This window comes from Faucicola osloensis, assembly GCF_020041925.1.
Taxonomy (GTDB): domain Bacteria; phylum Pseudomonadota; class Gammaproteobacteria; order Pseudomonadales; family Moraxellaceae; genus Faucicola; species Faucicola osloensis_D.
In genome coordinates, this window is record NZ_CP083409.1 from 103602 (window position 1) to 126260 (window position 22659).

Here is a 22659-nt window from a genome sequence, read left to right on the forward strand (position 1 = left end):
TATGCTACGCCAAGCCAAAATGGCGTAACAACGCCATGCCGATGGCTAGACTAAACATGGAAAACACGGTGGTAAATCCTAAAATATTGGCCGCTAATATTTCATTGCCCCCCATGCTGCGAGCCATCACATAACTGGCAGCAGCAACAGGCGATGTTACCATAATAAACATCACGCCCATTTGTATCGGTGATAACTGCATCAAGCCACCCACCACAACCGCGGTGATAGGCGCTACAATAATTCGACCGATGCTAGCCTGCATAGACACGCCTGTCATATTGAGCATGGACTTGATATCGAGTGTCGCGCCTGCACAAATCAAAGCCAACGGTAACGCTACCGCCGCCAATAACTCGCCTGTTTTGATGATAAATTCAGGCGGCATCGGCAGCTGCAATAACTTATAAGCAAACGCCGATACCAATGCGATAATTAACGGATTTTGCCCGATTTTTTTGGTCATGGTGATGACTTTTTTAACCACGCCTTGGCTGTTGTTGTCATTTCTGCTTAGGCTAATCACAGACAACACATTATACACAATGGTTAAAAGACCCATATAAACCGCACCGATACTGACGCCTTGGCTACCATAGGCGTTGGTCACAGTCGCTAGCCCCATAATCGCCATGTTACTGCGAAAGACACCTTGCACAAACACACCTTTATCACGGCTATCTTTGACAAAAAAATAGGCAAATAGCTCACTGAGAAAAAACAGTCCAAAAGTGACCATCAATCCCGATTTAATCAAATCGACCTGCTCCGCAAAATGAATGTCACTTTTTAGAATACTAAAAAACAGCAAACATGGCAGACAATAGTTAAAAACCATATCAGAGGCGATTTCAACAAACGACTGGTTGATGGTTTGTTTTTTTTGCATCATCACCCCCAATAACATCAGCAAGATATTGGGCAAGGTAATTTTTAGTGCAAAGAGAAAGGCAGTTAGCATAATAATTTTTTTGAGTAGAAAATAAAAAAGTCCCAAGTTTGGCACATACCAATACCCTGGGACTTATCAAGCATGGCTTAAAGTTAAGAGCTTAGCACTTCACGCGCTTTTTTGCTTTTTTTAATCATCATTGCCAAAAGCTGTACCGCAGCTGGCGTGACGCCGCTAATGCGACTGGCTTGGGCAAGCGTGGTTGGGCGCACTTTTTCAAGTTTTTGCACGATTTCATTGGAAAGCCCAGAGATATCATGATAAGTAAAATCCTCTGGAATGAGCGTGTGTTCAAGTTTCTTCATCTGACCGATTTCAACTTGCTGACGATCGATATAACCGGCGTATTTGACACCAATTTCAATTTGCTCACCCACTTCGGCAGACACGGGGGATTGGGTCAATTCGCTAATATCATCAAATGACACGTTTGGACGTTTTAACAAATCAAGCGCGTTATTCTCTTTGGTCAATACTTCGCCGGTTTTATCGATAAATGATTGACCCAGGGTATTAGTGGGCGTTGCCCAAAGCGAGCGCAAACGTGCGGTTTCTTGCTCAATCGCTGTCATTTTATCGCTATACACTTGCCAGCGCGCATCGTCCACCAGTCCTAAGTCACGCCCAATTTCTGTCAAGCGTTGATCGGCATTGTCTTCACGCAGCAGCAGACGGTATTCAGCACGACTGGTAAACATACGGTACGGCTCTTTGGTACCATGGGTGATGAGATCATCTACCAACACACCGATATAGGCTTGGTCACGGCGCGGTGTCCAAGCATCTAGTCCTTGGGTGCGACGCGCGGCATTTAAGCCAGCTAAGATACCTTGCGCCGCGGCTTCTTCATACCCTGTCGTTCCGTTGATTTGACCGGCAAAAAATAGGTTATCAATCGATTTGGTTTCAAGGCTTGGTTTAAGATTTTGTGGGTCAAAATAATCGTATTCAATCGCATAGCCAGGACGCAAGATGTGCGCGTTTTCTAGCCCTTTCATGGAGCGGACCAACGCCAACTGAATATCAAATGGCAGACTTGTTGAAATCCCATTGGGATAAAGTTCATGGGTGGTCAACCCTTCAGGCTCAATAAAAATCTGATGGCTGTCTTTATCAGCAAATCGATGAATTTTATCTTCAATCGATGGGCAATAACGGGGACCAATGCCTTCAATCACCCCTGAATACATGGGTGAGCGATCCAGCCCGCTGCGGATAATGTCATGGGTGCGTTCATTGGTATGGGTGATATAGCAGTTGATTTGGCGCGGATGCATGGACACATCGCCCAAATACGACATGACGGGCAGTGGTGTATCCCCTGGCTGCACGGTCATGACACTAAAATCTACCGTACGCGCATCAATGCGTGGTGGCGTGCCTGTTTTGAGACGTCCAACGGGCAGCTTGAGTTCACGCAATCTATCCGCCAAACGGATCGAAGGCGGATCGCCTGCACGTCCACCTTTGTGGTTTTCTAGTCCAATATGAATAGTGCCACCTAAAAAAGTGCCAGAGGTCAACACCACCGCCCCGCAAGCAAATTCAATCCCCGATTGGGTAACCACGGCTACCGCTTTGCCGTTTTCAACCAAAATATCATCCGCCGCTTGTTGGAAAATATCCAAGTTTGGCTGATTCTCTAAGGTATGGCGAATCGCCGCTTTATATAAAATACGGTCTGCTTGCGCACGTGTAGCACGGACAGCGGCACCTTTACGGCTATTTAACACACGAAACTGAATCCCTGCTTTGTCGGTGGCAAGCGCCATAGCGCCGCCCAACGCATCGACTTCACGCACCAAATGCGACTTGCCAATCCCGCCAATCGCAGGATTACAGCTCATCTGTCCCAAGGTTTCAATATTATGCGTAAGTAGAAGCGTCTGCTGACCCATGCGTGCAGCAGCTAGCGCCGCTTCTGTGCCAGCATGACCGCCACCAATCACAATTACGTCGTAGATTTTAGGGTATTTCATCGTGTCACCCATCATTCGCTTGTCAATAAAAACTGACAATTATACCATGCTTAGACGGCTATCGATTATTTTTTTATCAATGCCAATCATTGAGCGTTTAGAGTGATACTTTGCTTCAATAATTACCAACCACATGACGAAAAAATCAAATTCATAAAAAAATCCAAGTCATTCGGCTTGGATTTTGATTGATTCACGGATTTATAGTTATTGTGAATCGATTTGGCTATCGCGGATGATTAATAACTCATCTTTTAAACTTGTGACTTTGAGTTCGTTGGCATCATTAAACACTTGGATATTAGCGCCTTTGCTATCTTTATAATCTTTATGACGACGAAAGTTGTGCTCAATTTCAAAACGCACTACCGTCGCAAGCAATGATTGCAATTCTGCTAAGGTATAGTGTTCCCATTGAATTTCAAGATGTGGGGCTAATTTACCTGTAATCATACGAACTTTATTATCAATTTTGACGACTTTGGTGGTCATGCCGATGCTCCAATGTTTTTATTAGTAATTATGAGTTTCATCAATAAATGCGGCTGAATAAACTAAAGATTGCTTTAATGCTAACGGATTAACCGGCTTTTATCAAGCAACATTCATAGACTGGGCAATCACCCCAACCACGCTAACCACTGCTATAAATTGTCTGTTCATTTATCAGTCATGTAATAGAAAAATAGGCGCGCTTAATGCTCTGGGAAACCTGAAAACAGCCTCATCTTGATAAAATGTTGGTACCACATTGTCATCACTATAGCCTGGGATACCCATCACAGGTAACGGCTGAAAGCTTTTGGAGGATAGCTTAATTGCATTATCCGCCAAATCTGGCATTGCCATTTGGTGGAATAGCTTAGCGATTGCCGTATCAAGCTGGTTTCTTTGAGTCGCTATGGATTGCTCAAACCAACCCTCATCTACTAAAATCAGCAAGGTATGACTGGTGATATTTTTTCTTGGGTTAAGCAATTTTTCAAGCAGGGCATGACCAAATGGAAAAAAGGCAATGGTACGATGTTGAGCCAACCAATTGGCTCTATGCGTGACCAAAGCCGCGTGCCATTTAAATGCTTGTAATTGTTCAAGCAATAGTCTATCTGAACTCACCACAATGCCGCCATTTTCATCAAATACGGTTAACGCATTACGAAGCGCTGTTCTGGCGTTATGAATACCATGTCGCAAAATATCTTGGGCATGGAGTTCGTTAAATACTGCTTTAGCCTGCGGAAAATTCAGCCAAATTAAACCGTTCAGCAAATCATGGTGATTATCACGGGTTGGAATTTTCCCTGTCTTGGCAATAAAACTCTCATAAGCCTCACCCTCAGGCAAACACGCTTGGTCAACAAAGCGAATCGGTAATTTTTCAAAATTGGCTATACGGCTGGCGTTTACATGCTCATATCTATCCAAACCAGCATTCAAAGTTTCAACAATATTGATAGCGTTGATAGCAGAGGCATGACCATGTGTTGAATGAGGATGTTTTGCGTCAAGCTTCAGAAAATTCGGAAAATAAGCCAAATAGTGATACCAAGGTTTATCAAAATCAATGCTGGCGCTTGTGGGGTGAATCGCTGACATAAATACAATCTGACAATATAAGAATAAGAAAAATAAGCGTAGGCTGAACCAAAAATATTAGCACACTTTTGGTTAACCCCATGACAGATAATTACTACTTACCAATCATTACCACCCAATCATAGCTAATGATTTAGATACTGTTGACCTTAATTCATAAGGATATCGCGATTTTTTGAATAGCATGCCTTGTATAACCTGTTTTGCATAATAAGCGATTTTTAGCACGTTGTTGCAAAACATCATATAATAAGATACAGTCATTCAAATTTTACCACCCAGTAGAAGTAGAGTTATTACATGCATATTTTTCTAGCTCGCAATAATGTGCAAGCCGGCCCTTATACCCTTGAACAACTCAATCAAATGCTTGCGACAGGGCAAGTGTTACTCACTGATTTGATGTGGCATCAAGGGATGGATAACTGGAACACAGTCAATGCGATGACGGATGGGCAATTTTTTTACCGTCCAACGATGGATGAAAGCTTGTCAGTGGATACCCACCAACGTGAGCAGCCCGCTTCTGATGAAGCAGATTATATTATTAACAACACGCCTAATCCTATATCGCCTTCAGAAGACTCTGAGAATGTTTGGGATCGGTATTCAGCGAATAACCCGCACAAATCCCCTACCCCTACCAAGGTCACATTGACCAAGAAACTTAGCTCGAACCAAGACATTGCCCATGCCAAAAAACAGTTAGACCTTGCCAGCATCGGTAGTCGTATCGCAGCAAAATTAGTAGATACCCTGCTTATGGTATTGGCGTCGTCGCCCCTGTTCATCTCCCTGTATAACAGCCCAAATTTTGATAAATTACTCAAATGGGCAGAAGCAGGACAAACCCGATTGACCTCTGCCCAGCAAATGGAACTCATGTCAGCGTTACCTGAGCATATATTGTTGTTGACCAATATTTTGGTATGGGGCTTGATGATTGCGCAAGTGCTATTATTGATGCGCCGTGGTCAGACTATCGGTAAGATGATAATGGGCATACGTATTTTGGATCGCCAATCCAATGCCATTCCTAGATTTTTTAACTTAATCATTATGCGTGGGTTATTTACCACATTGGCTTACTCTTTATCGATTTTTGGTTTGGTTGTGTTAGTCGTTGATTTGGTCATGATGCTCACCAGCAAAGAGCGATTAAGCCTACATGATAAAATCGCCAAAACTTATGTGGTACGTGCCGATGACACCCAAACCACGCCGCTTGCGTTAAAACCTGACTAAAGTGAATTAAAATCATCAAACCGTGTGGTATAACCATGCGGTTTTTTTATGGTCAGTTGCCAACACGCCTCGCCACGCGCTAGGTATTTCACCTCAAAATGCGTGCGTTCACTATGATTGGGTACTTGGTTTTTCTCCACCGGTACTTGCCAAACCGTCTGTGCTTTATGCTCAGCTTCATCAATATAATTTTCAATATTACTGGCAAGTATAAGCTCGCCACCTGATTTTAACCGAGACAGTAACCACTCAAAAAACGGCATGTTAAGCCAGCGTTGGTTGGGGTTATGCGGCTCTGGATTGGGATAAAGAATAAACACCCCTGATAAACTTTGGGCAGGTACAGCATGGGTGACCCAAGCAATGGCATCGGCATGAATAGTCGTTAAATTAGACAACTTTGCTTGATTCGCCATTTTTTGCATGGCTTGATATTTTTCTGCGGTACGTTCAATCGCGATGAGATGGGCATTGGCATTATCGCTGGCAAAACTCAGCGCATGCTTGCCTTTACCTGCACCGATTTCAACAAAAATGGCGGGTTGTTGCCAAAATGTTGCGGCAAATGGCTGAAAATCTCTGGGATGACGGATACGATCGGGTTGAAATGGTCTGGTAAATTGATGACTTAGCATGAACAGTCGCTTGATTCGCCCAAAAAAAAGGATTTATAGTATACTATGGCAAATAATCCGATACACCATTTTTCAGAATACCTTTTGTTTATGTCTAAAACTGAGCACACCCCATCAAATGCACCTGTCAAAACTTATCCCTGTCCGCGCTGCGGCAAACCCACCGTTTGGGCAGATAACCCCACTAAGCCATTTTGCAGTGCGCGCTGTAAGCTCATTGACTTAGGGGCATGGGCGAATGAGGACTATAAAGTCAGTGCAGAAGACACCCCGTTCAGTGACGAATTAGACGCTTTTAAATAACGTAGATTTGATTGGTTAGTGATTGCGCTAGCTATGATTTGCTAACTATGATTTGCTAACTAGGATTAAAGGAATCCCCATGAGCTCTTATTTACTCCCCACCTATAAACGCCAGCCCATTAGCTTTGTCAAAGGTCAAGGAAGTTATCTTTATACCGCTGACAGAACGCCGTATTTAGATGCGTTAACAGGGATTGCTGTCTGTGGACTGGGTCATTGTCATCCGCGTGTCACTGCCGCGATTGCCGATCAAGCCGCAACGCTTGTGCATACCAGCAATCTTTTTGGTATTGATTGGCAAGAGCGCGCGGGTGAAAAGTTATGCCAAGTCGCAGGCATGGATAAAGTATTTTTTGCCAATAGCGGTGCCGAGGCCAACGAAGCGGCATTAAAGATGGCGCGACTGTTTGCATCAAATCGTGGGCAAACTCAAGCCAAAGTGATTGTGATGGAAAAATCGTTTCATGGACGTACCCTACTGACCGTATCCGCCACCGCAAATCCAATGGCTAGAGCTGGATTTTTTACCCTAGATGATGATTTTATTCGTGTGCCTTTTGGGGATATCGAAGCGATTAGCCAAGCGATTGCCGATAACGACAATGTTTGCGCTGTGATGCTTGAGCCTATCCAAGGTGAAAGTGGCGTCAATACTGCGACTAATGGCTTTGATTTTTTAACCCAAGTTCGCAAAGTTTGCGATGACAATGACTTACTAATGATTTTAGATGAAGTGCAAACGGGTAATGGTCGTACGGGGCGATACTTCGCTTATCAATATTCCTCCATCAAACCTGATATTTTGACCACAGCAAAAGGGTTGGGTAATGGTTTTCCTGTGGGTGCGTGCATGACCAGCGCAAAAGCCAATGATATTTTTAGCTATGGCTCACACGGCTCAACGTATGGCGGTACGCCGCTTGCTTGCCGTGTGGTTAGTGAAGTGATTGATGTCATTGATGATGAAAATATGATGGCAACTACCCTTAGCAATAGCGCAGCATTGATTGAGCAAATCACCAGCGAGCTGGGTAGCCAAGGGGTTACTGTACGCGGAAAAGGCATGATGCTAGGGGTGGTGATGCCACAGGATCGCGGCATTGCATTTGATAGCTTGGTCGATAAAGCGCGTGACAATCATCATCTCATCATCAATGTGGCAGGCGGTAATGCCATTCGTTTATTGCCACCGCTTAACATGAGTGCCGATGAAACCGTTCAAATCGGTGAGCGCCTCATTCACCTTATTCAATCAGCCATGTAGTTTTTTTTGATGGTAAAGTTAGCCGATTAGTCAATATCGGCTTTCTCATCGCAAACTTGCCAGTCAACCGTTTGATTTTGACAAGATGATATAATAGCTGTGTTTTATATTGGGGTAATTTTATGACAACCATTGCTGTTTTTGGGCACAAAAAACCAGATACCGATGCTATCGTATCAACCATCGTCATGACTTATTGGCTCAATCAACAAGGTATAGATGCCAAAAGTTACCGCTTAGATGATACCAATCAAGAAACCAAATTTTTAATTGAACTTGCTAAAGTCCGATTACCAGAATTACTCACCCATCTTGAGCCTGCCCAACCCGCTGCTTTAGTCGATCATAACGAAAGCCAGCAATCGATTGCCAATCTAGCAGACGCCCATATTTGTTACCTTGTCGACCATCATAAACTTGGTGATTTGACCACTGCCGAACCTGCCTATATTCGATTTGAACCTGTCGGCTCTACCAGCACCATTTTATACCATATGTTTGTGGAAAAGAATTTGCTGATTTCTCAGCAAATGGCGACATTGATGGCAGGTGCAATCATTTCTGATACGCTTAATCTGACAGGTCCTACCACTACAGACAGTGACAAGCAAGCGTTACAAGCAGTCATCCACCTTGCAGGGATTCACGATATAAACAGCTTTGCCAATCAATTATTCGATGCAAAAAGCAATATCAGCGACTTAACGGATGATGCGTTAGTCACTATCGATTATAAACAGTTTATTTTCTCGGGTAAAAAATGGGCAATCGCTAGTATCGAAACTGTTAAACCTGATGTGGTGTTGTCGCGCACCGATGGCATCCAACAAGCCAGTGAACTAATCCGCCAAAGAGATGGCTTGGATTATATACTAGTTATTATTGTTGATATTTTAAAACAGCAATCTTGGGCGGTTAGTAGCAACGATGCACAAAATGAAATCATTGAGCAAGCATTTAATACCAGACTCAATGATAAATTGCTTGATTTAGGTAACTTGGTCAGCCGAAAAAAACAATTTGTGCCTACTTTAGAAGCATTTTATGCCCAATAGTCAGTTTTTAATTCACAAAAAAGGGCTAAATTGTTAGCCCTTTTTTTATTCAAAAATATTTTTTATGCTTCAACTTTACCCAAATTCGGAAACTTTACCGATAAAATCGCTGTCACTGTTAGCACGGCGGCAATAAAGCCTAACGAGATAGCCATCGGCACATGGAAAACATCAAGCAATAGCATTTTGGCGCCAATAAACACCAAGATGACACTAAGCGCATAAGGCAATAAATGGAATTTATCCGCCAAACCCGATAACAAGAAGAACATCGCCCGTAGACCCAAAATAGCCAGCAAGTTTGCCGTTAAAACAATAAATGGGTCGGTAGTGACCGCAAAAATTGCAGGAATCGAATCCACCGCAAAAATCACATCGGATAACTCGACTAAAATTAATACAACGGCCAACGGGGTAAAATATTTTACGCCATTTTTCACCAACACAAACCGCTCTTGACCTGATGCATCATGGCTATCATCGCTGATTTTCAGATGTTTTTGTAAAAACTTATATAAGCCTGACTGCTTCGGGTCTTCTTGCTCATCGTGGTTTTGCCACATTTTTACACCCGTGTACAGCAAAAATGCGCCAAAAATATATAAAATCCAGCTAAACTCCGTGACAAGCCAAGCCCCTGCAAAAATCATCACCGTCCGCATGACAATCGCACCAATCACCCCGTACAGTAAAATCTTCCGTTGCATCGCAGGCGACACCGCAAACGCCGCAAAAATCATTAACCATACAAAGACGTTATCAATGGCGAGCGATTTTTCCAGTAAATATCCTGTAAAAAACTCCCCTACTTTTTGAGTGGCGATAGCACCGCCAAAATTTTGTGATAGATACCACCATAGACCGCCTGCAAACAACACAGACACGCCCACCCAAATGGCACTCCAAATACCCGCTTGTTTCATCGAAACCGCTTCACCATTTTTTGGGGTTTTAAAGGTAAAAAAATCAACCAATAACAGTATCGCTACGATAGCAAAGAACACGGCATACAGCATGGGACTGCCAATGCTCATGGGTTCTGTCATTTGATTCACTGCTGCAAGTAACATTATCGCTCCTTAGTATGCATTTACAAACTATGGCTGGCAATAAGTCAAAGGATTTTGGAAAAACGCTAAGCACAAAAAAACCTTGACTCACACCGACCAAATATGTGGTTGTGTTAAGTCAAGGTCTGGCTTACTATTTGATAATTAGCTTAATATATGGCTAAAAAATAGCTGATTTACCGGTAAGCGGCTACTTACGTAATGACGATAAATCACAAACTGTTAAAGTGAGAAGTTACTCCCCTTGATAGCGATAATGTAGCAGATTAACGACCACTTATCAATTGAATTTATCAATCAGTAAATTTTGAATTTATTGTTTATGTTAGCTAGCGTATTTAGCGTTTAGACCGTTAATTAAATACTTTCCCCGTACAGTTAGGATGGTAAACTAACAACCATGCGTAAAATTATTCATATCGATATGGATGCGTTCTTTGCCAGTGTTGAGCAACGGGATAATCCTGAGTTACAAGGTAAACCATTGGTCGTTGGCGGTGATCCCAATGGGCGTGGTGTCGTCGCAGCAGCAAGTTATGAGATACGAAAGTTTGGTGTGCATTCTGCCATGTCATGCTATCGAGCGCGTCAGCTGTGCCCCCAAGCAATTTTTGTCAAACCACGCTTTGAGGTGTATCGTGAAGTTAGTGAGCAAATTCGTACCATCATGCACCAATATACGCCACTGGTCGAACCTTTATCACTGGATGAGGCGTATCTAGATGTGACCGATAGCCCGTATGAAAAAAATTCTGCGACACTAATCGCCAATCGTATTCGCCAACAGATTTTGCAACAAACGCAACTGACCGCTTCAGCAGGCGTGTCTTATAACAAAATGCTTGCCAAAATCGCGTCAGATTTAAATAAACCCAACGGTATTGCGGTGATTACACCTGAGCAAGGATTGGACTTTATCGCCAATTTACCGGTAAAAAAATTTCACGGGATTGGCAAAGCCACCGTCAAAATGTTGCATGACATGGGTATATTTACAGGATTGGATTTACGCAATACCCCAGCGGACGTATTAAAACAACGCTTTGGCAAACGGGGTGATTTCTTTCACCAAATTGCCCACGGTATTGATAATCGAGAGGTTAAAGCTGAGCGCAACCATAAATCTGTCGGTTCCGAGACAACGTTTGTAAACAATACCATGGATGATAAAGTCATTGTGGTTGCCCTATATCGCGAAAATAGCCAAGCGTTTAAAGATTTACAAAAAAAGCAGCGTTACGCTCGCACCATCACCATTAAAATCAAATACAGCGATTTTAGTGTGATTACCCGCTCTCATAGTATTTCCTCCCATTTTGAACAAGAAGCTGATGCCCATTATTGGATTCAATGGCTATACGATCATACCCCAAAACTTTTACCTGTACGTTTGGTTGGGGTGACTTATTCAAATTTGTTGCAAGCTGAAGCCCCAACACAGATGCCATTATTGTAAGGCACTAAAAGCCAAATTTTGCCAAGATATTTTTTAGCCAAACGTTCAAAAAATTTTATGTAAATGCTAACAACAGCAAAACCCTGCTATATTGCAGGGTTTTACTTTATTGTTATCCTACTTAACTAAAATTAGATGAGCCTAACTTAACTTAACGATGGTTAGGTAAGCTGTGCTACGTTAATTTTATTTGCTTCTTCAGTATACTCGCTCATACGGTCGAAGTTTAAGTATTTGTAGATATCGGCTGACATGCTGTTGAGCTTACCAGCATATTGTTGGTATTCTTCGTTGGTAGGTAGTTTACCAAGTACCGCAGCCACCGACGCCAACTCGGCAGACGCCAAGTACACGTTAGCACCTTGACCTAAACGGTTCGGGAAGTTACGTGTCGAAGTTGATACGGCGGTTGATTTTGGTGCGATACGCGCTTGGTTACCCATACACAGTGAACAACCCGGCATTTCAGTCCGTGCGCCCGCTTGTGCATAGACGTTGTATAGACCTTCATCCATCAATTGGCGTGCATCCATTTTAGTAGGTGGTGCAATCCATAGACGCGTGGTCAAGCTACCCGCAGGTACTTCTTTGAGCAACGCGCCCGCGGCACGGAAGTGACCGATGTTGGTCATACATGAACCGATGAATACTTCATCAATCTTGTCGCCGGCAACGTCTGCCAAGGTTTTGGCATCATCTGGGTCGTTTGGACAGCAAAGAATCGGTTCTTTGATTGCGCTCATATCGATAGTGATGTCAGCGGCATATTCTGCGTCTGCATCAGCACGTAATAATGTTGGGTTGGCAAGCCAGCTTTCCATACCTTTGATACGGCGTGCAATGGTACGGGCATCGCCATAACCTTCAGAAATCATCCATTTAAGTAGGGTGATGTTTGATGTTAGGTATTCTTTTACTGATTCTTCAGACAAGGTGATAGTACAACCTGCGGCTGAACGTTCGGCAGAGGCATCTGATAATTCGAATGCTTGTTCAACGGTTAAGTCTTCTAAACCTTCGATTTCTAGGATACGGCCGTTAAATACGTTTTTCTTACCGGCTTTTTCAACGGTCAATAAACCTTCTTTGATGGCTTGGTAAGGAATCGCATGTACCAAGTCACGCAAGGTGATACCAGGCTGCATTTCACCAACAAAACGCACACGAACTGATTCTGGCATATCTAATGGCATTACCCCGGTTGCTGCGGCAAACGCCACTAGACCTGAACCTGCTGGGAACGAAATACCCATTGGGAAGCGCGTATGTGAGTCACCACCTGTACCAACGGTATCAGGCAATAGCATACGGTTGAGCCATGAGTGAATAATACCATCACCTGGACGCAGTGATACACCGCCACGATTCATGATGAAGTCAGGGAGTGTGTGCTGAGTTTCTACGTCGATTGGTTTTGGATAAGCTGCCGTATGACAGAATGATTGCATGACTAAATCTGCAGAGAAGCCTAAACAAGCCAAGTCTTTTAATTCGTCACGGGTCATAGGACCTGTGGTATCTTGCGAACCCACGGTTGTCATTTTTGGTTCACAGTAGGCACCCGGACGAATACCTTCTACGCCACAAGCTTTACCGACCATTTTTTGCGCTAACGTATAGCCTTTACCAGTGTCGACAGGTTGTTCTGGTTTTGCAAAAATGTCAGACGCACCCAAACCTAGGTATTCACGGGCTTTGTTGGTTAAGCCACGACCTATAATCAATGGAATACGACCACCGGCACGCACTTCATCAAGGAGCGTTGGTGATTTTAATTCAAATGTCGCAAGTACTTCGTCAGAATCATGTTTGGTGATTTTGCCGTCATATGGGTAGATATCAAATACATCACCCATGTTAAGTTTGCTAACATCCACTTCGATGGGTAATGAGCCCGCATCTTCCATGGTGTTGAAGAAAATCGGTGCGATTTTACCACCCAATACCAGACCGCCGGTACGTTTGTTTGGCACGCCTTTGATATCTTCACCCATTAACCATAATACCGAGTTGGTCGCTGATTTACGGCTTGAACCAGTACCGACCACATCACCCACGTATGCCAATGGAATACCGTCTTTTTTCATCTCTTCGATTTGTTTCATCGGACCAATCACGCCGTCTTGGTCTGGCACAATGCCTTCACGCGCATTTTTTAGCATGGCTAATGCGTGTAGTGGGATGTCTGGACGTGACCATGCATCTTGAGCAGGTGACAAATCATCAGTGTTGGTTTCACCGGTGACTTTGAAGGTTTTGTAAGTGGCTTTTTTTGGCACTTCTGGACGGCTGGTGAACCATTCGGCGTTTGCCCAAGATTGTAACACCTCTTTGGCAACTTCATTACCGGCTTCCGCTTTTTCAGTGACATCGTTAAAGGCATCAAATACCAGTAAGGTTTTTTTCAGCGCGTCACCCGCAGCTTTCGCCAATTCTTTGTCGTCTAATGCTTGAATTAATGGTTCAACGTTGTAACCACCTTGCATATGACCCAATAACTCAATCGCTTTTAGTTTTGAAATCAGGGGCGAAGTGGTTTCGCCTTTAACGATGGCTGCTAGAAATGCCGCTTTAACATACGCTGCTTGGTCAACCCCAGGTGGAATACGGTTTTCTAATAAGTCTACAAGTGTTTCTTCTTCACCCGCTGGTGGATTTTTTAATAGTTCAACCAAATCAGCCGTTTGCTGTTCGTTAAGTGGCTGTGGCACAATACCCTGTGCCGCACGATTTTCGACGTGTTTACGATAGTTCTCTAGCATGAATCGTCCTCATAGTCATGTAAGATTATTGTGTTAACCATGCGTCTGCAAGCCCTCTTCACAACACAGTTGAATTTTGAAATGGCTACTAGCCAGCATGGCTTTGGCTAAAAAATTTAACCCTTCTAATATACTTGAAATGTGATGAAATGTTAATGAGAAAATACGTTTTTGTTAACATAGCCATTATTTTTTAAAGAAATAGCCCAATAATTTTTAATAAATGCGTTTGAGCCGATTGTCGCTTTTTTTACTAGGATGAAAAATAACTTTGGCTCTCTACTTTAAACAACAAAGCTTATCCCAAAATAGTTTAAATTCGTCAGCATAGATTTCTGTTATAATAACCCCCTAAAATCTGCTAAGTGAATTCAAGGATTAATCATAGCAATGACCGACACTGTACAAACTTTTGCCCCTTCAACGCCGCGCACCGATAGACCCATCGCTCGTGACAAATCAAATTGCGACAAGCCAAAACGTCCTGAAGTGGGTGAAAAACTACGTGGCCATGATAAAGTTGCCCGTATTCCGATTAAAATCATCCCAACGGTAGAAACCCCAAAAAAACCTGACTGGATTCGCGTCAAGCTGTCATCGCCGAGTGAAGTGGCGCGCATTAAGTCAACCTTACGTGAACAAAAGCTGTATACGGTGTGTGAAGAAGCGGCCTGCCCCAACCTACCCCAATGTTTTGGTGATGGCACCGCGACCTTTATGATTATGGGTGATATTTGTACCCGTCGCTGCCCATTTTGTGATGTGGCGCATGGTCGCCCCAATGCGCTTGATGAGCTTGAGCCGATTCACACCGCTGAGACCATTGCCGGTCTAGGATTAAAATATGCGGTGATTACCTCGGTTGACCGAGATGATTTGCGTGACGGCGGCGCTAAGCATTTTGCCAATGTCATTAAAGAATCTCGTCAGTTAAGCCCTAATTGCTTGATTGAGATTTTAGTCCCTGACTTTCGCGGTCGTGAACAAGTGGCGCTGGATATTTTGAGTGACACAGCGCCTGACGTATTTAACCACAATATCGAAACCGTGCCACGTTTGTATAAAGCGTTTCGCCCGGGGTCGGATTATCAGCATTCATTACAGCTGTTAAAAGATTACAAAGCGCGTCGCCCGGATATCGTCACCAAATGTGGTTTTATGGTGGGTCTTGGCGAGACCGAAGAAGAGGTTTATGCCTTACTTGATGATTTAAAGGCGCATGATGTCGATTTAATTACCATCGGTCAATATTTGCAGCCAAGCAAATCGCACGCCCCAGTTGATAGATTTGTGCATCCGGATGAATTCGACCGTTATACTGCACACAGTAAAAAATTGGGCTTTGCAAATATCTGGGCAGGTCCGATGGTGCGATCAAGCTATTTTGCCGATCGTCAATATTATGGTGAGCCTTGCCCGCGCCCTACCCGTGGTGCCAATCCGTTATCAGAAGCGGACATGAAAAAATCAGGCTGTTGATTTGTGCGTTGATATGTACATTGATTTGTGAATTTGCGCGTTGATTTAAAGCCGTCATTAGACGGCTTTTTTATGCTACCCTAATTATAAAATAACACTCACAGGAAATTTGCGATGAATAACAATTACACATTCTATTTGCCTAAGGTGACGCCCGTTGCTACGTTACTAATCGTGCATGGCATGGCAGAGCACCAAGGGCGCTACCAACCCTTTGCGCAATTTTTGGCAAATCATGATATTGCGGTGTTAACCTTTGACCATTTAGGTCATGGACAGCAAGCCTATGACAATGGTTGCTTAGGTTATATGGGTAACCCCAATCCTGCAGAGTTGATGATTGACAATGTGATGGCGCATGCGCAGTTAATCGCTGAAAAATACCCTGATACCCCCCATTTTATCTTGGGTCACAGTATGGGGTCATTTATCGTTCGCTGTATTCTGCAGCGCTATGGTGAGCGATTTGCGGGCGCAATAATTATGGGTACCTCAGATTTTAATCCGTTGGCAAACTTGTTTGTGCCTGTAACCAAAAACCTTAATCACTTTACCACGCGGCGCACCAATCCGGTATTGGATAAGATTTTAAACCAATTTAATAACCTACCCTTTAGAAAAGAACCCGATTTACAAGGGTTTAATTGGCTCAATTCAGATCCTAAGCAAGTAAAAACCTACCTTGATGACAAGCTTTGCGGCTTTCAGTTTACCAACAATGGCTATTTTGCGCTCATGTCGTTGATGCAAGCAGGTACCAATAAGCATTGGTATCAACAAGTACCCAGGCAGTTACCGCTGCTATTTGTCAGCGGAAAAGATGACCCTGTTGGGCAGATGGGAAAAGGCATTCCGCGTATTGTCAAACGTTTGCAACAAAATAATTTTACCTCGGTTAGCATGCAGCAATATGAAGCGATGCGCCATGAAATCTTGCTAGAGCCTAATCACCAACAAGTGTATGATGATATTTTGGCTTGGCTCACTCACCATATCAATTAGTTTAAAATCCCTGAGTCTTGACAATGGGTCTAATTGCTGAGTGTTTAAGCAGCGTTTTATAACTGTGATGATGAATAGACTATTAGCCGCGTTTTGACACGCCAGTTGCTTGTTAGAAATATCGATGTGACGTATTGAAAGATTCGAAAAGACAACCATTTAATCTAAAGTTATTCATGGAGTTAAGTTATAGGAAATGTCATTGAGTACAACTGATAAAATTAAAGTGCGTTTAGATAAATGGCTCTGGGCAGCAAGGTTTTATAAAACTCGCACCCTAGCCAAGGAAGCGATTGAATCGGGACGGGTACACCATTTTGGCAATCGCGTGAAGGTCAGTAAAGAAATAGCGGTGGGCGATGAATTGACGATTCGCCAAGGGTCAGCCAATCATTACACCCAAAAGACGGTCAAGGTGCTAGCGCTGTCTGAAGTGCGCGGCAATGCCACAACCGCCAGTGTGCTTTATCAAGAGACCGATGCCAGTATCAGCCAACGAGAATTTTTCACCGAACAAAAAAAACTTGCCAATCTTGCCCGCCCCGATCATCGCCCAAATAAAAAACAGCGTCGTCAGCTGAGCCGTTTTAGGGATATTAACCATTTTGGCAGTGATGAAGAAGGTTTTTAATTGCTTGTCAAGGGGTCATAAAAATCGCAATTTTCCCTGTCATATTTCGTTATAATAAGCACTTTATCATTGCGCTAGTCATTGCACTGGCGATGAGCACCTCTGCCGATTATTAACGATATCTTTATGACCAATTTTTTTGAACCAAACCCTATGCAGGCTAATTCTAGCTATGTGGATATTAGCGCATACAATACCATGGCATTAGCCTGTCAAGCCAAACAATTTATTCGCCTAACGGACCTGTCTGATATTGAGCCGACTTTTAAACAACTGGCAGCCCATCAACAAGCGTTTGTTGTGCTATCCAATGGCAGTAATATCATTTTGCCCGAAGTGTTGGACGCGGTTGTCGTGTCGCCCAGTCTTAAAGGTAAAACCATCCTGTCTGAAGATAGCCAAACAATAACCCTTGAGGTGATGGCTGGCGAGGATTGGCATAAACTCGTGGTAGACACGGTCCATCAAGGTTGGTATGGACTAGAAAATTTGGCGTTAATCCCGAGCTGGGTCGGTGGCAGTCCCGTACAAAACATCGGTGCGTATGGGGTACAAGCTGAAGATGTGATAGACAGTGTAAAAGCGTTTCATATACCGAGTTTAACGTGGCATCATCTAAGCAAAGCTGATTGCGAGTTTAGCTACCGTGACAGCCTGTTTAAACAGCAAGCCGGACAGTGGCTCATTACCAGCGTCATTTTTACCCTCAGTAAAACTGCCAAACCCAATACCCAGTATGGGGATGTGGCAAAAGTTGCACAGCACTATGCTAGCCTAGCGGGTCGCGATGAAGTCACACCCGTGGATACCATGAATGCCATCATCGACATTCGTCAAAGTAAACTGCCCGATACCAACGACTTGCCCAATTGTGGCAGCTTTTTTAAAAACCCCATCGTCGCCAAATCTCAAGTTGACCAGTTACTACAGAGCTATCCCAATCTGGTGCATTATCCTGTCAAAGATACCCAAGGCTATTTGACTGATTACTGCAAAGTTGCGGCTGGCTGGCTTATTGACCAATCAGGGCTTAAGGGTAAAGGCATTGCACCGATTTTAACGCATGTGAAACAAGCGCTAGTGTTGACTAACCATGCGCCAAAAGTTGCGACGCAGCGTGATGTTGCCAAAACTATGCAATTTATACAGGATACAGTGCTTGAGAAATTTGGGATAAAATTGGAAGCTGAACCGGTTTGGATTGAATCTGATGGTAGCATTCGCCAAGCTCATTAACTACCTAGAGCGATTTTTTTCAACCATTAAACGAATTTTGACCGTTGTTGTATTGGTGGGGTGTTTAATCACACTCAGTTTTTTTACACCCCTATTTTCTACCATTGTATTGTTTATCTTAGATTGTTATCGCCTGCCAGGATCAGCGGTGAGCGTCAATCCTGCAACGGCGATTGTGGTGTTAGGTGGCGGATTAACCAATAATCAGCAAAATGAAATTGTGATTAATCAATTTACCGAAAGTCGATTGATTAAAGCCAGTCAAGTGTATCAGCAGACTGGCTTACCCATCATCGTCAGTGGTAAGGAGGCGCCATGGATGGCAAAATGGCTACAAAAAAAGGGCATTATGTGGATCGTGGCAGAAAAAAACAGCTTTAACACTTGTCAAAATGCAAAATATACCGCAGAAATGGTCAATGTCAAACAGGTAATTTTGGTAACCGATGCTTATCACATGAACCGCTCAAGAAGGCAGTTTACCATCAATGGGGTGGCTACTATTGCAAGTGTCGCCCCATTACCAAAGGCAAATGATTGGCAGCATTTTGATCAGAATCTGCAGCACTCAAGACGTGCCTTATATGAATTGTTGGCATTCGCTCGCGATCTTGTCAAACCCCAATACGACTGCCAACCCACCAATAAATGAGTTATTTTTGAATTTCCACATTGGTGTAGCCAGCTGATTGCAAGGCAGCTTTGGCTTGTTCGGCACGACCGCCGCCCCGGCTATACACTTTAATGGTATCTGATTTGGCAATGCCTTGCGCCGTTATTTTGGCAAGTAATTCATTGTGTGGAATATTAATGGCACCTGCGGGATGATTCACAGAATACTCCTCTGGGGTACGTACATCAATGACCACTGTCGCAGCGTTTGCTGTTGGCATCAATAATGCACCAACCATGACAGCCGCGCCTAAGGCAAGCAACTGTTTTTTTGAAAGCTTAAAGGAAGGCTTAAAGATTTTAGGCATCAACATCATAATTTCCTTGTAGAATTTTGAGTTTTAAAACCAAGTTAAACCTCAATGTTTAACCTGCTATCATTATAGCATTCATTGTTCGCACTCAAATCACTGAGTTGCTTTGATTTGCAACCCATGTGTTTGTTTTGTAAGCATACCAAAGGCTATTTGATTGCTGCTATTTAATTGCTACAGCAACGCTGCGACATTTTGCCGCATTTATTTATATCAAAATAAGCGTATAATGGTTTTTTTAATTTAATTCGTTTGTTTACGCCAAGTAATGGGGATGCACGATGCAAAGCATGTATTTTTTGATTCCTATTAGTCTAGTGCTATTTGTATTGGGTATTTTTGCGATTTATTACGCAATCAAATCACGCCAATTTGACGATTTGGACAATGAATCTCAGCGGGTCATTTTGGATGACAGACAATTTCGCCGCGAACAATTGGGGCAAAATCCCGCCAAGCCTTCATCTTCTCAGCCCCCAAAAATACAAGACCCTAACGACGAGCAAAAATAACGCGTCGGTGTTATCTGTCTTCCTGCTGATTTCTTTCTATTGATTTATTTACGTTTTGCAAAAATTTTTAGACTTTTTTGGAGCATCTTATGACCTGGGCATTATTTTTGGCAGCGTTTAGTATGGGGCTGTTTGGCTCACCGCACTGTCTGGGGATGTGCGGTGGCATTGTGACGGCTTTTGGGCTATCTATGCAGCATGTATCGGACAGCAAAAAAAATGGCTTGATTTTGACTTATCATGTTGGGCGCCTCATCAGTTATTCATTGCTTGGATTGATTGCCAGTTTTGTTGGGGTGGCAATCTTTCAGTCCATTATGAGTAACAGTGCGCCAAGAATTGTCCTGGGTGCGGTATTGGTGTTGATTGGGCTTGCGATGCTTGGGTTACCGCTGTTCAATCAGTTAGAAAAAATTGGGATGCGTTTTTGGCAATCGCTTGCCCCGATACGCAAAAAAGTTTTTCCGATTGATAGCTTTGGTAAAGCCTTGTTTGCTGGCTTGCTTTGGGGATTTTTGCCGTGTGGATTGGTGTATGGTTCGCTCATGATGGCGATAGCTGGCAACAATATCGCTACAGGGGCGGCTCTGATGTTTGTATTTGGACTGGGTACGATGCCGATGTTGATTGCCACGCAAAAAACTGTGGGTATGCTACAGTCGAGTATTAAAAATTTTCGCCTTCGCCAAATTAATGGGGTGATTATGATGCTGTCTGGGCTTGCGGTGATTTTTATTCCGATGATGATGCACCATAATCATAATCAAGGTTCACACAGTCATGCCAGTCATAGCATGAGTGAGACGAGTATGCACCACGATATGTCGACAATGAATCATTCTGCGTCTAATCCTGCTTCTATGACAGCTTCGACTACCATGCCGATTACTATGCCTATTAACCATAATATGAGCCATAACATGAATCACGACATGCACAATATGCAGGATATGGATAAGCACCATGAGGTGGCGATGCCTGCCAGTACCAGTCATAATCACTAGTCAGTAATCATTCATTTATATTGCCCAAAAAAAACAAACCTCTTAATCGGTATATTAAGAGGTTATCGGTTGCGAATTTTTACGTTTTACGCTTAACTTGCAGTTTACATTTCTACCGCGTCATCGCCTTCGTCAAGATAGATGATATCGGTTTCATATTCAAACGCTTCATTTAACATATCTAACATTTTTTACTCCTATCCTTCTTTATCCAATATCCCATAGTGGTGGATTTTTTATTCATTTTAAGGCTTTTGCCATTTTTTAGTTGTTTACTTACTACTTACTATTTTACGTTATCAATGCAACTTCATAACGTCATGATATTTAACGTGAGTTTGATGACAGTAGCATGAAATTCATGTGACAGGAATATGAATTTACAAAAAATTACTTTTATTAAAAAATACTACCGCTACCGTGAAGGTTTGTCGAGGTCGCTAAGTAGTTTTGGCACGCTTTTGAGTCGCTGTTGCTGTTCGTCATAGGCTTGTTTTTGAACGCGGTAAATTTCATACACGCACAGTTCTTCGCAGCCGTTGTTGCAACATTCCCAGTCTTCGGGGTAGGTGGGTTCTTCGAGTAATTTTTCGCCATTAAGCAATTGGATATTTTGATTCATTTAAGATTATTCTTTTTAAAGTCTAAAAGCAAAATGCCTATCATCAAAGATAGGCATTTTTTACTGCAAATTTCTCTTATAATGCCACCGTCATTTTTAGCTGTAAAAATAATGGCGGTTAAAGTTATATTTAACAGAGCCGTTGGGCTGAAACCCAACCAAAACAGGAAGGAAAAAGCGATGAAACCTATTTTACTCATCATCGCCTTTTTGATTCTGTTGTTTATCAGCTTGAAAGCTTGGTAAAATCAGCACCTAAATAAGTATTCGCAGTACTTACATGGTGGGCTAAAGGGAAACCTTAGCCATCTCCTTACCCTTAATTATAGTTTACCGTTTCTAAGGAATCAATTTTAAATTTGATGACTAAACCTATTGATCGTCAAATTGACTTTGTAGCTTTTCGTGCATTTCTTCATAAATTTCTCTTAGCACATCATCATCACCACAAGCAACTTGATAACTGACTGCTATAAATCCCATAAAATCTTCATACTCGTCGACTTTATAAAGGTCATAAAGAAATAGATTGGATGAATCGAGTTCAAATTCATCATAACCAATTTTTTGCATTAGTTTATCAAATTTCTCGGCAAATTCCTGCTTATACTCATCATTATTTAAATCATCAATATCTGCTGTTTCAAACTCTTTTTTAAGAACTAAAAACCCTTGTTCAAATTCTTTAGTTTGTTCATCGGTTAAATTCGATGAATCTTTTTTTAAAATTTCTAAAACTTCTGACATGGTAATATTCCTTTTAATTAAGTTAAGGGCAGTTTTATAATAGAAAGTTTTTTGATTGTTTAATATTACGTTTGCAGTATGACTGAATCATTATCCTATTTTAATCTAAAAAAGCAAGAAAGC

23 protein-coding genes are annotated in these 22659 nt (G+C 42.7%); 13 read left to right on the forward strand and 10 right to left on the reverse strand.

Features of this window, described 5'->3' with window-relative positions; translation table 11 throughout:
- Positions 1–4: 4 nt before the first annotated feature.
- The 4 genes from LAJ61_RS00445 to LAJ61_RS00460 all read right to left on the reverse strand — a co-directional run bounded on the left by LAJ61_RS00445 (position 5) and on the right by LAJ61_RS00460 (position 4527).
- Positions 5–961, reverse strand: a complete 957-nt coding sequence (locus LAJ61_RS00445; RefSeq protein ID WP_224054049.1) for an AEC family transporter — start codon at positions 959–961, stop codon at positions 5–7.
- A gap of 83 nt (positions 962–1044) precedes the next feature.
- The gene (gene mnmG / locus LAJ61_RS00450) at positions 1045–2931 is read right to left on the reverse strand and encodes a tRNA uridine-5-carboxymethylaminomethyl(34) synthesis enzyme MnmG (protein WP_135888995.1); all 1887 of its coding nucleotides are present in this window, start codon (positions 2929–2931) and stop codon (positions 1045–1047) included.
- Between the two features lie 207 nt (positions 2932–3138).
- Positions 3139–3423, reverse strand: coding sequence for a hypothetical protein (locus tag LAJ61_RS00455; RefSeq protein WP_060994737.1), 285 nt, complete (start codon positions 3421–3423; stop codon positions 3139–3141).
- Positions 3424–3597: 174 nt separating this feature from the next.
- On the reverse strand, positions 3598–4527 hold the full coding sequence (locus LAJ61_RS00460; protein WP_224054050.1) for a DUF3025 domain-containing protein: 930 nt from the start codon (positions 4525–4527) through the stop codon (positions 3598–3600).
- Between the two features lie 300 nt (positions 4528–4827).
- Between LAJ61_RS00460 and LAJ61_RS00465 the strand changes: the two genes are divergently transcribed.
- Entirely contained in the window at positions 4828–5772 is a 945-nt protein-coding gene (locus tag LAJ61_RS00465) for an RDD family protein (RefSeq protein ID WP_224054051.1), read from the forward strand.
- On the opposite strand, the gene LAJ61_RS00470 is transcribed toward LAJ61_RS00465, so the two are convergent.
- Positions 5769–6407, reverse strand: coding sequence for a class I SAM-dependent methyltransferase (locus LAJ61_RS00470; protein ID WP_224054052.1), 639 nt, complete (start codon positions 6405–6407; stop codon positions 5769–5771). The genes LAJ61_RS00465 and LAJ61_RS00470 overlap by 4 nt on opposite strands.
- A gap of 90 nt (positions 6408–6497) precedes the next feature.
- On the opposite strand from LAJ61_RS00470, the gene LAJ61_RS00475 reads away from it, so the two are divergent.
- The 3 genes from LAJ61_RS00475 (at position 6498) to LAJ61_RS00485 (ending at position 9029) form a co-directional block, all read left to right on the forward strand.
- Positions 6498–6710 (forward strand): DNA gyrase inhibitor YacG, encoded by a 213-nt coding sequence (locus LAJ61_RS00475; RefSeq protein ID WP_224054053.1) that lies wholly within the window; start codon positions 6498–6500, stop codon positions 6708–6710.
- Between the two features lie 79 nt (positions 6711–6789).
- A complete protein-coding gene (locus LAJ61_RS00480) occupies positions 6790–7974 on the forward strand; it encodes an aspartate aminotransferase family protein (RefSeq protein WP_224054054.1) in 1185 nt (394 codons plus the stop codon).
- A gap of 122 nt (positions 7975–8096) precedes the next feature.
- Entirely contained in the window at positions 8097–9029 is a 933-nt protein-coding gene (locus tag LAJ61_RS00485; RefSeq protein ID WP_224054055.1) for a manganese-dependent inorganic pyrophosphatase, read from the forward strand.
- Between the two features lie 62 nt (positions 9030–9091).
- Here LAJ61_RS00485 and LAJ61_RS00490 read toward each other — a convergent pair whose 3' ends face one another.
- The gene (locus LAJ61_RS00490; RefSeq protein ID WP_224054865.1) at positions 9092–10063 is read right to left on the reverse strand and encodes a TerC family protein; all 972 of its coding nucleotides are present in this window, start codon (positions 10061–10063) and stop codon (positions 9092–9094) included.
- A 436-nt stretch (positions 10064–10499) separates the two neighbouring features.
- Between LAJ61_RS00490 and dinB the strand changes: the two genes are divergently transcribed.
- Positions 10500–11555, forward strand: coding sequence for a DNA polymerase IV (gene dinB, locus LAJ61_RS00495; protein ID WP_224054056.1), 1056 nt, complete (start codon positions 10500–10502; stop codon positions 11553–11555).
- 161 nt (positions 11556–11716) lie between these two features.
- On the opposite strand, the gene acnB is transcribed toward dinB, so the two are convergent.
- Complete coding sequence (gene acnB, locus LAJ61_RS00500; RefSeq protein ID WP_224054057.1) at positions 11717–14317, reverse strand: bifunctional aconitate hydratase 2/2-methylisocitrate dehydratase; 2601 nt, start codon at positions 14315–14317, stop codon at positions 11717–11719.
- A gap of 390 nt (positions 14318–14707) precedes the next feature.
- Here acnB and lipA point away from each other — a divergent pair, with 390 nt between their 5' ends.
- From lipA to LAJ61_RS00525, 5 genes are all read left to right on the forward strand, one after another.
- Positions 14708–15796 carry a lipoyl synthase gene (gene lipA, locus LAJ61_RS00505; RefSeq protein WP_224054058.1) on the forward strand — a complete coding sequence of 363 codons (1089 nt, stop codon included), beginning with the start codon at positions 14708–14710 and terminating at the stop codon, positions 15794–15796.
- A 114-nt stretch (positions 15797–15910) separates the two neighbouring features.
- Complete coding sequence (locus tag LAJ61_RS00510; RefSeq protein ID WP_224054059.1) at positions 15911–16798, forward strand: alpha/beta fold hydrolase; 888 nt, start codon at positions 15911–15913, stop codon at positions 16796–16798.
- Between the two features lie 196 nt (positions 16799–16994).
- Positions 16995–17429 carry an RNA-binding S4 domain-containing protein gene (locus LAJ61_RS00515; protein WP_224054060.1) on the forward strand — a complete coding sequence of 145 codons (435 nt, stop codon included), beginning with the start codon at positions 16995–16997 and terminating at the stop codon, positions 17427–17429.
- A gap of 126 nt (positions 17430–17555) precedes the next feature.
- Positions 17556–18665 carry a UDP-N-acetylmuramate dehydrogenase gene (gene murB / locus LAJ61_RS00520; RefSeq protein ID WP_224054061.1) on the forward strand — a complete coding sequence of 370 codons (1110 nt, stop codon included), beginning with the start codon at positions 17556–17558 and terminating at the stop codon, positions 18663–18665.
- A complete protein-coding gene (locus LAJ61_RS00525; protein WP_224054062.1) occupies positions 18640–19317 on the forward strand; it encodes a YdcF family protein in 678 nt (225 codons plus the stop codon). The genes murB and LAJ61_RS00525 overlap by 26 nt, the downstream gene beginning before the upstream one ends.
- Position 19318: 1 nt before the next feature.
- Here the strand turns inward: LAJ61_RS00525 and LAJ61_RS00530 are convergent, their stop codons facing one another.
- The gene (locus tag LAJ61_RS00530; RefSeq protein WP_224054063.1) at positions 19319–19654 is read right to left on the reverse strand and encodes a rhodanese-like domain-containing protein; all 336 of its coding nucleotides are present in this window, start codon (positions 19652–19654) and stop codon (positions 19319–19321) included.
- Between the two features lie 278 nt (positions 19655–19932).
- On the opposite strand from LAJ61_RS00530, the gene ccoS reads away from it, so the two are divergent.
- Together ccoS and LAJ61_RS00540 are read left to right on the forward strand one after the other, a co-directional pair.
- Entirely contained in the window at positions 19933–20163 is a 231-nt protein-coding gene (ccoS, locus tag LAJ61_RS00535; protein ID WP_224054064.1) for a cbb3-type cytochrome oxidase assembly protein CcoS, read from the forward strand.
- A gap of 89 nt (positions 20164–20252) precedes the next feature.
- Positions 20253–21167: a sulfite exporter TauE/SafE family protein gene (locus LAJ61_RS00540; RefSeq protein WP_224054065.1), complete on the forward strand. Its 915-nt coding sequence runs from the start codon at positions 20253–20255 to the stop codon at positions 21165–21167.
- A gap of 415 nt (positions 21168–21582) precedes the next feature.
- On the opposite strand, the gene LAJ61_RS00545 is transcribed toward LAJ61_RS00540, so the two are convergent.
- Positions 21583–21789, reverse strand: coding sequence for an oxidoreductase-like domain-containing protein (locus tag LAJ61_RS00545; protein WP_224054066.1), 207 nt, complete (start codon positions 21787–21789; stop codon positions 21583–21585).
- A 33-nt stretch (positions 21790–21822) separates the two neighbouring features.
- Here LAJ61_RS00545 and LAJ61_RS00550 point away from each other — a divergent pair, with 33 nt between their 5' ends.
- Positions 21823–22035 (forward strand): hypothetical protein, encoded by a 213-nt coding sequence (locus LAJ61_RS00550; RefSeq protein ID WP_224054067.1) that lies wholly within the window; start codon positions 21823–21825, stop codon positions 22033–22035.
- A gap of 126 nt (positions 22036–22161) precedes the next feature.
- Here the strand turns inward: LAJ61_RS00550 and LAJ61_RS00555 are convergent, their stop codons facing one another.
- Entirely contained in the window at positions 22162–22536 is a 375-nt protein-coding gene (locus LAJ61_RS00555; protein WP_224054068.1) for a phytanoyl-CoA dioxygenase family protein, read from the reverse strand.
- Between the last annotated feature and the right edge of the window lie 123 nt (positions 22537–22659).